The sequence below is a fragment of the Flavicella marina genome (assembly GCF_009193215.1).
In the GTDB taxonomy this organism is placed as follows: Bacteria; Bacteroidota; Bacteroidia; order Flavobacteriales; family Flavobacteriaceae; genus Flavicella; species Flavicella marina.
This window is the reverse complement of record NZ_VYVA01000007.1, coordinates 47,779-62,218: the sequence shown is the minus strand read 5'-3', so window position 1 is coordinate 62,218 and position 14,440 is coordinate 47,779. Positions and strand designations below refer to the sequence as shown.

The window sequence follows — 14,440 nt, the reverse complement described above, 5'->3', positions numbered from 1 at the left end:
TTTTTTGATTTTTAAGGTTTCTGAAAGTTTCATTAAAAAATAATATCAATTCCTGTCATTATCGTGGTGCTTTGCGGATATGCAGAATAATCTAAGTTTGGTGTTAAAGCACCGTATCTACCTACCGAAACATCAGGGTCATATCCTGAATAATTCGTCCAAGTAAATAGGTTTTGACCAGTTACAAAGACACGTAAACTTTTAGTCTTAATTTGTTGAGCTATAGATGATGGAAGTGTGTACCCGAAAGAAATAGCTTTTAATTTTAAGTAAGAACCATCTTCAATATGTCTGTTGTCAATTCGGTTTCCTTTTGGTGCTGCTCCGTATACATTTGAGTATCTAATAGTTCCAGTATTCGTGTCTGTATTCGTTGGTGACCATGCGTTAATCAAATTAGGAAAACCATTTCTTCTACCAGCTTCAGGGACTCCAAAAACTGTTTTGTTGGCATTTAAGATATCAAAACCATACGACCATTGTAATAAGAAGTTGAAATCAAAATTTCCAAATTCAAAATTATTAGAAAGTCCACCAAAATGTTTTGGATGTGGATTACCAATTACAACTCTATCTTGATCGTTTACGGTACCATCTCCATTTTGATCGATAAATTTCACACTACCGGGTGCTACGGGTAAAGTTCCGTTGTCAGGGATTCCTTCTTTTAATATATACGTTTGTAAAGCATTATCCCAGTTAAAATCATCAACTTGGTAGATTCTGTCAAACTGTAAGCCATACATCATTCCAACAGGTTCACCTACTTTGGTTATGTATTGGTACTCTGAGTAACTATTGTTCCATTCAGGATCTGTAAATATAGCTTCTTGTCCATCATTTAAAGCGATTGTTTCATTTTTGTTAAATGAAATATTAAAAGATGAAGTCCATCTAAATTTGTCCGATGTAATATTTACAGTATTCAAAGTGATTTCTAAACCAGCATTTTGCACTTTTCCGACATTCTGTTGAACACGATCGAAACCAGTGTGTGGGGCCATCTCTGCTCTTAACAATAAATCCGAAGTTGATTTTTTATAATAGTCAATTGTTGCTTGTAGCTTTTGATTGAAAAAACCTAAATCCAAACCTGCATTAGTTTGACTCGTTGTTTCCCATCGTAAGTCAGGAACACCAAGATTACTTTGATAGGCTCCTGGTTGGTAAGTTTGACCAGTTCCCCAAATATACCCACTAGATACACTTGCATTTAGTTGACTATAAGCATCGTAATCTCCAATTCTATTATTTCCTGTTTTACCCCATCCAAGTCTTAGTTTAGCAAAAGAAACGGCGTCTAGGTTCATCATGAAGTTTTCATCACTAATTTTCCATCCTGCAGAAAATGATGGGAAATATCCCCAACGATTCGATTCACTAAATTTAGAAGAACCGTCAGCTCTATACGTTGCGGTTAATAAATATTTGTTTTTGTAACTATAGTTGACTCTTGCAAAATAAGACAACAATGTATTCGCGGATAATTGTGTCACAGGGATCGAAGGGGAAGTACCTAAATCTAATTTGGCCATACCAAATAAATCAGTTGGGATTTCAGAATTCTTCATTCTGGCATATTCACTATCTCGAGCTTGCGCTTCTAGCCCCCCCAAAACATTGAAATTGTTTTTTCCAAACTTCTTTTTATATGTCAAGGTATTAGAAGTAGAAAGCGTTTGATACCTTCTAGTGGTAAGTGTTCCATTAATATGATCGGTACCTCTACGACCTTGTTGCGTATCTAAACCAAAGAATAATGTTTCTTTACGGTTGTCTACTTGATAAGTTCCAGATACTCTTAAATATAAATTAGGTTTGAATTTATGTGTGATGGCTAAGCTACCACGAATTACATCAGAACGGTTTGATCTGTCTGTGTTTTCAAGGTTTTTTACAGGATTAAATAAGTATCTTTGATTGATGTCTTCAAAATCATATCCACCTTCTTCCAATCCGTCATCGTTGATTGGTTCTACTGGTCTAAATTGTACGGCATCTCTGATAACGCTTGTGTATTTGTTCCCAGAAATTGTCGGACCAGTACGATCAAGGTGAGAATACTGCAAATAACCGTTAAAACTGGTTTTAGAATTTATCCTATGCGTAAATTTTAAATTATTTAAATATTTTTTAAATCCCGTATTGATCATGGTACCTTCTTGGTCGAGGTATTCCGTTGAAAAGTACAACTTGGTCGTTTTGTTACCTCCACTCAAACTTAGGTTGTAACGTGAAGTCTGTGCTAATTGAAAAATTTCATCTTGCCAACTAGTACCTTCGGCGTCACGGTACAGCTCTTTGTCTACCCAGTCTCTTTTGAAATAGTTTGTGTATTGTCCTGGAGTATAATTATCTAAAGCTTTTGCGATTTGTTCTTGATAAAGGACATAGTCATAAGGGCCTAAAACTTGCAATCTGTTAGGGATCCATTGCAAGCTATGAGCGATGCTAAATTTCACATCTGTTTTACCATCACTTCTACCTTCTTTAGTTGTAATTATTATGACACCATTCGCAGCTCTAGATCCATAAATGGCTGTTGCCGATGCGTCTTTTAAAATATCAAAGCTTTCGATGTCATTAGTGCTGATACTTGCGGGGTCAAAATCCTCTAAGGGAATTCCATCCACAACATACAAAGGAGAGTTGTCACCAGTTATAGAATTTCCACCTCGAATTACGATATTGAGACTTTCTCCTGGGGTACCATCTACAGACCCTATTTGAACCCCTGAGACTCTACCAGCCAAAGCTTGATCAAAATTAGTCGTCGCGGTATTTACCAAATCTTCTGCTGCGATAGAAGCTACAGCACCCGTTAAATCTTTCTTTTTGACAGTACCATATCCAACGACAACGACTTCCTCTAAACTTACGTTAGATTCTCTTAGTTTAATATCCAGTGTTGAGTTATTTCCGATTATAATATCTTGAGTTTCAAAACCCATGTAACTAAAGGTAAGTTTGACACCTTCTTTTAAATTGTCTATTGAAAAGAGCCCATCAAAATCTGAAATAGTACCTTGATTTGTTTCTTTTGACACAATAGACACACCTGGTAAAGGGTTTCCATTTGTGTCAGACACTTTTCCTGTAATTACCTTTTGTGCAATTCCAGAGAATGCAAAGCAAGTAAAAGCGATGAATATTGTTATTATGTTTTTCATTTGATTGGTTTTGTATGATTTTTTTTTACTCCTCTGATGCTTTGAAATGTACGTCTGATACATAGTATCTACCAGGTCTACCTTTGGCACCGGAACTTGGTTTTCCAGGCCCTGTATAGGTTGCTACTATTTTAAACTTCAGAGCAAAACTTTTAGAATCTTTGTAAGGATTCAAGTTCAATTCATTTCTTACCCATTTTGCATCAGCGTTTCTTGTTGGGTCTTTTCTGCCATCTGGGTCACCGTCACCCAATTTTTGATCACCAGGGTATGGTGTACCGATAAATGGAGTACTTGTTGTACTGTTTATTTGACAAGATAGTTGATCATTGATTTGTATCCATGTTGAAGTTTCATCGTCCCCCGTATAATCCGTTGAAATATAAATTTCTAGTTCGGTTGGAGTTGCTCCATCTGTTTTATATTCTACATATTGATTTTTAGTATAGAATACCATCGCAAGATCGTACCCTAATCTATATTGCGTTAAGTCTTGTGGGTTTATTGTTATATATGATTCATGTGGCTCCCAATCGCCGGCAGTCATATTTGTCCAAAGCGACTTATTACCAATTACAGATTCAGGTCTTTCATCAGCTGCTAATGGAGAAGGAGCTGCTTGTATCCATGTTTTCGCTTCTGTAACATCTCCCGGCTGAGTGATGGTTTTTTCATAACCATAGAGTTTACTTTCCGCTTCCAACGTAGGGTAAAAGAAATAATTGGTTTGTTTTGGAAGGTCTACAGGATCGTTAGATGCTACTAAAAACAGAAAGCTTGATCCTTGAAATTCGGTTACTTCTTGACTGATGTTACTTGTTACCTCTACTGTAGGGTAAATTGTGTCATTTTGTGTAGTTGTATAGTCTTCTTGTAAACTAATAACCCCTGTTTGAGTATCTATTTTTAATTTATCAGTATCACTTGCTAACGAAAATGTTACATCCGGGTTTCCTGTGATAAGGTAAGGTTGTGTTGTGGTAGCATTTGTGTTCGTAACTAAGTTTTGAGCAATTGGAGAGTATAATAGGTTCGTAACCAATCCGGGACCAACTCCTAAATGAAAGACATCATTAAAAGTAGCTGAAGTAATAGATTCACCATTTTGAGTTGAAACCTTTACACTAAAATAATAATCGTCTATTCCAAAATTATTTTCGTCAGCAATTTCAATTACACCTGCTTTACTATAATTGTAAGCTGTGTAGCTCTTGATGGTGTCACCCTCAAATATAATATAATCTTCAGGATCTAAGTCTACTGTTTTTTCTACTGGATTTGTGATAGTCACATCTTTCATATAAGTTTCATCCAATTCAGTACCGTCGGCTTTTTTAGCACTTACGATTTCAAAAAAAGGTACGAGACCGTTTGTTTGGATGGTTGGGGTTCCAGTTTTTAATGCTGCATTTTCTCTAGCGTTTAGAATCTCATGATAGTTGAGTTCGCTAGGTCCCATGTAATTATCCAAGCTGACGTTTGGAGAAAATGTATCTTGGTTGCATCCGTATAATACGAACAGAGCTCCAAGAGACATTAATAATAATTTGGATATTGTTTTCATAGATAAGGTTGGTTTTGGGTTTTGTATTTGTTTTACCCTTGTAAAATTGCTAATTACTATGCTTTTTTCTGTGGTGTATAATGTTCTATATAGAGGTGTTAATTGTTCAATACCCTTTGATTTATGGGTTTATTGTAGAAATATATAAAAAAAACTACCAAAATTAATATAGATTAACGTTGGTAGTTTTAGAGTTTGAGGAGATGAATTTTACTCATCGTTCTTCTCATTATGCATGTTTCGATAGTTAGAGGGGAGTTCATTGAATTGAGCTTTGAAACATTTTCTAAAATATTTCAGGTCGCTAAATCCAACTTCATAAGCAATTTCTGAAATGTGCATTTTTGTATTTGCAATGAGCTGCCCTGCTTTTTTTAATTTAATAGTTCTAATAAACTCCGTTATAGATTGATTTGTTAGTGCCTTGAATTTTCTATACAAAACTGATCTACTCATACTCATTTGTTTGGTGAAAACATGAACGTTGAATTCAGGATCGGTTATGTTCTCTTCAATTATTTTTATTGCTTTTTCTAAAAATAATTCATCTGCAGAGGTTACGGTAAGTTCCTTTGGAGTTAGTATGATGTCCTTTTTAAATTTACTTATTAAGTTAGTTCGTGTGTTTAGTAGATTGTCGACCCTAACTTCTAAGATACTAGCGTCAAATGGTTTTGTGATGTACGCATCCGCACCGAATTGATATCCATCTTTTTGATGTGCGGCATCTGTTTTGGCGGTTAACAGTATGATTGGAATATGACTAGTAGTAATATTAGATTTTATTTGTTTGCATAATTCTAAACCATCCATTACGGGCATCATGATGTCACTTATTATAAGGTCGATTTCTTTATTGTTAGCAATTGTTATTGCTGAGTTTCCATTTTCAGCTGTGTAAATATTGTATTTGTTTTCAAATATTTCTTTGATGAAATTTCGTACGTCTGAATTGTCTTCTACTACTAACAATGTTGCTTTGTTTTCGTCTATAGAGATACTGTTGTCAATACTCGAAACCGCTTCAGGGCTGTGAGACTGAGATTCTGGTTGATCTTCATATATAGAACCACTGTTTTTTGGTGCGATTAATTTTTCTGAAGATTTGATATGATGATCTTCAAGTAAAAATTTTACTCTGAATGTGGTACCTTCTTTTTGAGAACTGGTTACTGAAATGGTTCCTTTGTGTAAATCGACCAAACTTTTAGTAAGAGCCAAGCCTATCCCTGACCCTGACTTGAATTCGTCTTGATCAGATCTATAATATCTATCAAAAACATATTTAATGTTTTTCTTTGGAATTTCTTCACCGAAATTTGTAATACTGATAATAACTTCGGAATTATTACTTTCAATATGTATTTTTATTTCGCTGTCATCTTGAGTGTATTTAAAGGCATTTGACAATAAATTGAAAAGGATTTTTTTCATTTTAATTTTGTCAAACCACAAATCGATTTCCTTTTTTTCTGAGGTGAAATTATATGTGATATTTTTAACCTTAGCCAAATCTTCAAAAGCAAGTTTTATTTCTTCGGTAAAAGTCACAATATTCGATTTCGAAGCATGTAGTTCTAGTTTACCAGACTCACTTTTTCTAAAATCCAATAATTGAGTAATTAGCTGCAACAACATGTTTGCATTTCTTTGCATAGTTATATGTTGTTTTTGAACAAAATCATTTCCCATGTTGTTCTCAATCATTCTCTGCAATGGACCTATAATTAGTGTTAAAGGTGTTCTGAAATCATGAGAAATATTTGTGAATAACTTCAATTTCATTTGGTTTACTTCTTCTAATCTTTCTCTGTTTGATTTTTCTTTCTTTAATTCATTTTTTTCTTTATTTCTGACTTTTATCAATGCATATGTAGCATATGATATTATGGAAATAAATAAAATATAAAAGAAGTATGCCCATTTAGTTTTCCAAGGTGCTGGCTGAATTTGAATAGCAATGGCATCACCAATTTCATTCCAGTGGTTGTCGTTATTAGAGGCTTTTACTTTAAAAATATATTTTCCTTGGTCTATGTTGGTGTAAGTTGCAGTTTTGTTATTTCCAATATAATTCCAATCATTGTCAAATCCTTCTAGTTTATACGCGAATTGATTTTTATTTGCTTGAGAAAAGTTAAGTGCGGTAAATTCAAAACTAAAATCATTCTGATTGTAATTTAAATCAATGATTGAAGTTTGTTTCGTTAATATTTTATATGGTTTGTTGCTAACTCGCATTTTATAAATATCTACGGTCGGTACATATTTGTTTTCAGAAATTTTGGAAGGATCGAAGTAATTTAAACCATTGGTTCCTCCAAAATATAACATGCCATTTTTCGCTTTAGAAAATGCTCCATAATTGAATTCACTCCCTTGTAAACCATCTGATTCATCAAAATTTTTAACTTTTTCTGTTTCGAGATTCAATCGACTAATACCACTGTTAGTAGAGAACCATAGATTATTCTCTGAATCTGAGAGAATACCGTAAATTACTTCATTTAGAAGCCCTTGCTTTATACCATATTTTTTGGTTTGCTTAGTCCTGATATTATATGAAAACAGTCCATCACCTTCAGTACCGATCCATATAGTTTCATCATCGTGCTGATGCACACAATTTACCGTAGTATTTGAATCGTTACTATAGTCTATAGGTATCTTTGAAATTACTTTTGTATTGATGTTTATTTTCTCTAAACCTTGAGAACCAGTAATAAAAAGTATTTCGGGATTATCAGATTGGTATATAGCATTAATTGATTTTAGACTATAATTTAATTTTATGAATTCTTTTCTTTTCGTGTCATAATGTAATAGTCCATTGGTAAGTGTCCCAATCCAAATATTGTGATTTGAATCTTCTAAGATTGCTAAAATTCTTTTGTCCGCAACTGTGATTCCGTTTTTTTGAGGTCGGTCGAAGTGCTCAAAATAAAATTTGGACTTAGAAGTGTCTAAAAAATTCAATCCTCCATCGTGTGTTCCGATCCATAAATTTCCATTATGATCTTGAATCATAGATTTTATATTGTTAGAACTGATTGACGTTTTGTCGTTTTTTTTGTTGGTGTAATAAGTAAATACTCCCGTTGTTTTATCTAAGTAATTTAATCCACCTCCTTCAGTTCCAATCCATAAATTATTTTCTTTTGTTTCTATTATGGAGCTGATAACTTTGTAGTTTAACATACTTTTTACTGGGCCCGCAGGAATATGCTTAAAGATATCATAACTATAATCGAAATAATTGATGCCTCCTGCCCAAGTTCCGATCCACAAATCTCCTTTTCTATCTTTTAAAATTTTGTAGATAGAATTTTGACTTAAACTAGTAGGGTTGTTTTCGTCATGAACAATGGTTTTTATAGTCTGTTCTGAGTGGTTTAAAATTCTTAGCCCTTTGTAGGTTCCAATCCATAAGTTGTTGAATTTGTCTTCGCAAAAAGCCCTTACTTCATTCGTTATGGGTTTAACACCATTGATACGATAGTCTTCAAAAATATTTTTTTCTTCATTAAGTTTTGCTAATCCATTTTCATAACCACACCAAACATTTCCCTGTGAGTCTTTGAATATTTTAGGAGAGCTTGTTCTGTTGTTGTTTTGCGTCGCTCCCTTTGGATAATTATAATGACTCCATATATTTTTTTCGACATCCAATTTTTCAATGTTCTCAATCGTGCAAACCCATATGTTGCCATTTTGGGCATTAAATATGGATCTAGTTCTATCGTTTGAGATACTATTTGAGTTCTTATTTGAACTCAGTAAAAAAGTTGTTCTTTTATTAAAGAGGTTGATTTTTGCAATGCCAGAACTGGTGCTTATGAATAGAAGAGAATCTTGGTATTCAGTTATTCCCCATATTTCTAGCTTATTAAGTTCTGTTTTATCGGTCCATTTTTCTGTTGGTGTGAAGTTTTCTAGTTCTGGATTGTATTGATTGAGTCCTTTTTTAGTACCTACCCATAGATTTTCTTTAGAATCTTGATAGATGCAAGTTACCCAACTGTCAGATAAACTGGCACTTTCTTCAGAGTTGTAGCGAAAGGTTTTAAATTTGGTACCATCAAATTTATTCAAGCCTTCTCTAGTTCCAAACCAAAGATATCCAGTTTTGTCTTGATGAATGTCAATTACCGACCCTTGAGACAAACCTTGTGTTGTAGTATAGTGTTTGAATTTTAAATTATTGAAATTATTTTCAGAAAACTGAGCACTTACTTTACAACAAAGAAGTATTAGAAGGAAAAAAGAAATTTGTTTCAGAAACTTCATGCTTAAGAGTTTTCAGATGATTTTCTAATAATTAATTCAGGTACTAAAACTTTAGATTCGTTTTTAGTGTTTTCAGATTTATTTCTGATTTGTTGTATTAAAATTTCTGTCGACAATTTTCCCATTTCAAAACCTGGTTGATTGATGGTTGTCAACGAAGGTTCAATAACTTCAGAAATCGGGTCGTTGTTAAAACCAATTACAGCGATATTATTGGGGATATCAACTCCTTGTGACTTTAGGTATTGGATTGCGCTTATGGCAGCAGTGTCATTTGCAGAATATATTGCGTCAATATCAGGATGATTGAGAAGTTTTTTAGCGCAAGCTATACCGTCTTCCTCTGAGAGGTTAGATTCAAAAATATAGCGTTCTATTACTGGAATGTTGTGTTCTTGTAATGCTTTGATATAACCTTCTTTTCGAGTTTTATAGAGTCCGATGTTTTGTGGACCAGAAAAGTGCGCTATGTTTTTTCTTCCTTTTTCAATTAACAATTTTGTAGCATCGTAACTCGCTTTAAAATTATCAATACTAATACTTGAGCAATTTGGAAAGGCATCTGAAGGTCGGTCAATGAAAACAACAGGATTGTTGTTATCCATATATGATTTTATGTGTTCAAACTTTGATGTTTCCATCGAAGTGGATATCAGGATACCATCTACGCGATTCGAAGCAAGAGAGTTCATGATTTTTTCTTCACGATCTAAACTTTCTAAAGATTGGCAAATAACTACATTGTAGCCTTCTTCATATGCAGTTTCTTCAATTCCAGCAATAACAGTGGCAAAAAAATGTCTAGAAATTCTAGGAATTATTACACCAATAGTATTGGTACGATTTGTTCTTAGGTTCGACGCCAAACTATTTCTTTGGTAGCCAAGTTCAGTTGCCTTTTTCTGAATTTTTTCTCGAGTTTTTAAAGAAACTCTAGGGCTATTGTTTAATGCTCGTGATACTGTTGAGCTGTCTATATTCAAAGCTTTTGAAATGTCGTGAATCGTAATCTTATTTCCTTTTATCATAGATAGAGGTTCCTATATGTAGGTTTATAGTCACAAAGATATAAAATTAAAAAACAAAAATACAATCGATTGTATTTTTGGATAATTTTAGTACTTTTACAAAAAAATAATAGCAAAATAATTTATAGAATATTATGGAAGAAAAATTTGAAGTACGTTATGCAGCCTCTCCAAGAGAAGTTAAAGCAATGGATACTAAAGAATTAAGAGATGAATTTCTTGTTCAGGATTTGTTGACAAATGATAATGTAAAGTTGGTGTATTCTCATTACGATAGGTACATTATCGGTGGGGCAGTGCCTGTATCGAAACCACTGGAACTGGAGTCAATAGCCCCATTAAAATCTAGTTTTTTCTTAGAAAGAAGAGAATTAGGAGCAATTAATATTGGAGGTGCTGGAAGTATTTCAATTGATGGAGAGGTGTTTGATGTTGACTTCAAAGAAGCATTATACATTGGTAGAGGCGCTAAGTCTGTGATTTTCTCTAGTAAAGATGCAGCAAATCCAGCGAAATTTTATCTGAATTCAACTCCTGCTCACAAATCTTTTCCAAATAAAAAAGTAGGTAGAGAAGACGCAGAAGTTGTTGAATTAGGTTCTGTTGAAACGGTAAATGCGCGTACATTAAGAAAATTAATAGTAAACAGTATCGTTGATACATGTCAATTACAAATGGGGATGACTGAAATAAAATCAGGATCAGCATGGAATACAATGCCAGCACACGTTCATGATAGAAGAATGGAGGTTTATTTTTATTTTGAAATTCCACAAGATCAAGCGGTATGTCACTTTATGGGACAAACAGATGAAACAAGACATATATGGATGGGAGAAAACGAAGCTGTCATCTCACCACCTTGGTCAATACATTCTGGTGCGGGTACTAGCAATTATACTTTTATTTGGGGTATGGCTGGTGAAAACTTGGACTATGGAGATATGGATGTGTGTAAAATAACAGATTTAAGATAAAAGATATGTCAGTAAATTTATTTTATTTAACCGGTAAAGTAGCTTTGATTACAGGTGCTACACACGGATTAGGAATGGCGATGGCCACAGGTTTAGGTAATGCAGGAGCGACTATAGTTGTTACAGGTAATTCATCTCAACAAAAATTAGATGACGCTGTAGCGAGCTATAAAAAAGCTGGGCTTAAAGTATTCGGATACTTATTTGACGTAACGGATGAAGACGCGGTAAAAACCAATATTGAAGCAATAGAGTCTGAAGTCGGTAATATTGATATACTAGTTAATAATGCAGGTATTATCAAAAGAACTCCTCTTGCAGAGATGGAAACAGCAGATTTTGAACAAGTAATAAAGGTTGATTTGGTATCTCCGTTTATTGTGTCGAAATATGTGGTTAAAGGAATGATTGACCGTAACGCAGGGAAAATCATCAATATTTGCTCAATGATGAGTGAGTTGGGAAGAAACTCTGTAGGGGCATATGCAGCTGCAAAAGGAGGTTTGAAAATGTTAACTCAAAATATGGCAACTGAATGGGCAAAATTCAACATTCAAACGAATGGAATAGGGCCTGGATATTTTGCAACGAGTCAGACTGAACCAATCCGAGTTGATGGACATCCGTTCAATGATTTTATTGTTGGAAGAACGCCTGCAGGAGTTTGGGGTGACCCGGATGATTTACAAGGAGCTGCAATCTTTTTAGCTTCTAATGCGAGTAATTTTGTAAACGGACAAGTAGTTTACGTAGATGGAGGAATTTTAGCTACTATTGGTAAACCAGCAAACGAAGATTAAATAAATGTGTATGTTAAAAAGGAATCTCATTATTATTGCTCTGGGGTTATTCAATCTTGTGAGTTGTTCTAAAAAAGTAACAGGTGTTGTTTTCATAGAAAACAATTTGGATTTTAAAAGAAATCAAGAAGTTGTTGAGCTATCGAAAGATGCACTTCAAGTAGATAATTTAGAAAACTTAGGAGTAAAAGACTTCGAAACGGGGAAATTACTAGTTACTCAGCTAGTAGACCTTGACGGAGATAATCAGATGGATCAATTGTTATTTCAACCTAGTATTGAAGCAAATTCAAAGAAGAAGTACGAAATAATTAAATTAGGTAAAACTGAACAGGTTCAAGCTCAAGAATTGTGTTATTCTCGTTTTGTGCCTGAACGTACTGACGATTATACATGGGAAAATGACAAAGTTGCTTTTAGAGTTTATGGACCCACAGCTCAAAGCCTGATGGAAGAAGGTAAAAAAGGAGGAACATTGTCAAGTGGTGTTGATGCTTGGCTGAAGCGAGTAGAGTACCCAGTTATTGACAAATGGTATAAAGAAACTTTGGTTGATAAAACTGGAAGTTATCATAAAGATACAGGTGAAGGTTTGGATAATTTTCACGTAGGTGTAAGTCGTGGTGTTGGTGGAATTGCAATCAAAGCTGACGACACCTTGTTTTATTCAAAGAACTATACCAAGTGGAAAACCATTGCAACGGGTCCTTTAAGAACAAGTTTTTATTTGGAGTATGCCTCTTGGGATGCTGGAGGAAAAGAAATTCAAGAAAGTAAAGTACTGACTTTGGATTTAGGAAATAACTTGACGAAATTTGATACAAAAATCACAAATACAGATTATATTTATGCAGGTTTAACACTGCACGAAAAGGATGGTGTGGTTTCAGAGGAAAATCAATTTGTTTCTTATTGGCAACCTCATGCAGATTCTGAATTGGGTACCGCTATTTTAGCTACTCAAAATACTTTTTCTGGTTCTGAAGTATATGATGTTCCTGAAAAAGATCTAAGCAATGCTTATGCGAAATTGAGAGTAGTAGACAATCAAGTAGTTTACTATGCTGGTTTTGCTTGGCAAAAAAGTGAACAATATCCGACCAAAGAATTATGGGAAGCTTATTTGTCTACTTTTGCAAAGCAATTAGAGAGTCCTTTAAAAGTGTATATAGTAAATTAGGATATACATTTTTCACATAAAAAAAGGACATATGAATATTTCTTCATATGTCCTTTTTAGTTTTATAGTAAGTTGATTACCATTTGAAAGGGTGGAATACAACTCCAAATTCAGCCCAGTCAGCAGCAAAACCTCTTCTTGTTTTTAAGGCAACATGCGCACTCAACCAGTTGTTGATTTTGTATTGAACACCTGGTCTTGCCCAGATGGCATTTTTTCCTTTGTCATCACCAATATATCCTCCTAATTGCGTTTTTACCGTAATTCTCCAGAATGTATAATCATATCCAATATGGTATCCTAATAAATACCTGTTGTCTGGATGACTGATTACCAAACTCTCATCATAAAATAAATCAATACCAGCAGCAATACCATGCATCATGTCAAAATTATGAACGTATTCAACATACCCCGAGAACGTAAAGTAACGGTTGCTTGGGTATCCTCCGTTTTGATTTTCTTCAAATCCATTTTGTACCGTACCGATAGAGGTTAAAATATTGATTTTGTTGCTAGATTCTTTCGGAACTTTTAAACTTCTAACTCTTTTATATCTTGCAGGTAATACTTGTTCAGTATAAGGATCTTTACTTAGTTTTCTTTGATCAGAGTTGAAGTGATATCTCATACCAAAATTCAATCCTACCATATTTAATCCATAGTTAGGCATGAAAGAACGACCGTTGCTAAAATGTGTAAAGTCAATTCCATACGAAATATCTAGTTCTCTTGTTACTACTGTATGTCCTTTACCAGCCAAAGCGATATAGACTGCGAAACTAGCGCCGATGGCGTCATTAGTTGGGTTTTCAGAAGGGTTGTAAGCTTTTAGATTATAAGTCAAACCGAATGCTGGGTTAAAAGACCAAGTAGTTCTTTTACCAGTACCTTGTTTACCGATGGGTAAATCAACAAAACCATACAATGCATTAGGGTTTCCTAATACGTCTGGGTCACCAATATAACCTGTGTAAAACCCAACACCATAACTCATCGAGTTGTAATATTTATTACTCCAATGTTCTGGGTCACCGCTTTTCCATCCTAATCGTATTTCAGCCGAACCATACCCGTTTTTTAAGGCATCATCCAATGTTTGACCAGAGTAAAAGTGACTACCTGTATGGCCAATAACTTCTAAATATTTAAAATGACCGTAGCTTTCTTTTTTCTTGGTTGTTTCGTGCTTCGTAAGTTCTTTTTTCTGAGCTACTAAATTTGCAGGTAAGGCAGCAATAAAAAATAGAACTACCAATGCTTTGCAAACTGAACTTTTATCGAAGTTGTTTGTTGATTTTTTTACCTTAAAAAATTTCATAGTTGATAAATGTTAAAAGATGTTAATTTTTTTTCAAAAGTAAGAAAATCAAAAGGACTTAACTAGTATTTTTGAAGAATTGAAAACAATAAAGCGTGCTATTGCAGTTTTAG

8 protein-coding genes are annotated in these 14,440 nt (G+C 34.1%); 3 read left to right on the top strand and 5 right to left on the bottom strand.

All coding sequences use genetic code 11. The annotated features are described in order from the left end of the window. Positions 1–32: 32 nt before the first annotated feature. From F6P99_RS12965 to F6P99_RS12950, 4 genes are all read right to left on the bottom strand, one after another. Positions 33–3,170, bottom strand: a complete 3,138-nt coding sequence (locus F6P99_RS12965; protein WP_152287922.1) for a SusC/RagA family TonB-linked outer membrane protein — start codon at positions 3,168–3,170, stop codon at positions 33–35. A 25-nt stretch (positions 3,171–3,195) separates the two neighbouring features. Further along, a complete protein-coding gene (locus tag F6P99_RS12960) occupies positions 3,196–4,734 on the bottom strand; it encodes a hypothetical protein (protein ID WP_152287921.1) in 1,539 nt (512 codons plus the stop codon). 210 nt (positions 4,735–4,944) lie between these two features. Further along, positions 4,945–9,021: a hybrid sensor histidine kinase/response regulator transcription factor gene (locus tag F6P99_RS12955; protein WP_152287920.1), complete on the bottom strand. Its 4,077-nt coding sequence runs from the start codon at positions 9,019–9,021 to the stop codon at positions 4,945–4,947. A 2-nt stretch (positions 9,022–9,023) separates the two neighbouring features. Further along, positions 9,024–10,049 (bottom strand): LacI family DNA-binding transcriptional regulator, encoded by a 1,026-nt coding sequence (locus F6P99_RS12950; protein WP_226913085.1) that lies wholly within the window; start codon positions 10,047–10,049, stop codon positions 9,024–9,026. Between the two features lie 134 nt (positions 10,050–10,183). Between F6P99_RS12950 and kduI the strand changes: the two genes are divergently transcribed. Genes kduI through F6P99_RS12935 form a run of 3 tightly spaced genes read left to right on the top strand, consistent with a single transcriptional unit; the run spans position 10,184 to position 13,006 of the window. Next, entirely contained in the window at positions 10,184–11,026 is an 843-nt protein-coding gene (gene kduI, locus F6P99_RS12945) for a 5-dehydro-4-deoxy-D-glucuronate isomerase (RefSeq protein WP_152287919.1), read from the top strand. A gap of 5 nt (positions 11,027–11,031) precedes the next feature. Continuing rightward, positions 11,032–11,826, top strand: a complete 795-nt coding sequence (locus tag F6P99_RS12940) for a gluconate 5-dehydrogenase (RefSeq protein ID WP_152287918.1) — start codon at positions 11,032–11,034, stop codon at positions 11,824–11,826. Positions 11,827–11,836: 10 nt separating this feature from the next. Next, positions 11,837–13,006, top strand: a complete 1,170-nt coding sequence (locus F6P99_RS12935) for a DUF4861 family protein (protein ID WP_152287917.1) — start codon at positions 11,837–11,839, stop codon at positions 13,004–13,006. Positions 13,007–13,082: 76 nt separating this feature from the next. Here the strand turns inward: F6P99_RS12935 and F6P99_RS12930 are convergent, their stop codons facing one another. Beyond that, positions 13,083–14,327 (bottom strand): acyloxyacyl hydrolase, encoded by a 1,245-nt coding sequence (locus F6P99_RS12930; protein ID WP_152287916.1) that lies wholly within the window; start codon positions 14,325–14,327, stop codon positions 13,083–13,085. Between the last annotated feature and the right edge of the window lie 113 nt (positions 14,328–14,440).

Coding starts and splice junctions, on each gene's coding strand:
- F6P99_RS12965 (WP_152287922.1), bottom strand. CDS start 3,170: ATGAAAAACATAATAACAATATTCATCGCTTTTACTTGCTTTGCATTC.
- F6P99_RS12960 (WP_152287921.1), bottom strand. CDS start 4,734: ATGAAAACAATATCCAAATTATTATTAATGTCTCTTGGAGCTCTGTTC.
- F6P99_RS12955 (WP_152287920.1), bottom strand. CDS start 9,021: ATGAAGTTTCTGAAACAAATTTCTTTTTTCCTTCTAATACTTCTTTGT.
- F6P99_RS12950 (WP_226913085.1), bottom strand. CDS start 10,049: ATGATAAAAGGAAATAAGATTACGATTCACGACATTTCAAAAGCTTTG.
- kduI (WP_152287919.1), top strand. CDS start 10,184: ATGGAAGAAAAATTTGAAGTACGTTATGCAGCCTCTCCAAGAGAAGTT.
- F6P99_RS12940 (WP_152287918.1), top strand. CDS start 11,032: ATGTCAGTAAATTTATTTTATTTAACCGGTAAAGTAGCTTTGATTACA.
- F6P99_RS12935 (WP_152287917.1), top strand. CDS start 11,837: ATGTTAAAAAGGAATCTCATTATTATTGCTCTGGGGTTATTCAATCTT.
- F6P99_RS12930 (WP_152287916.1), bottom strand. CDS start 14,327: ATGAAATTTTTTAAGGTAAAAAAATCAACAAACAACTTCGATAAAAGT.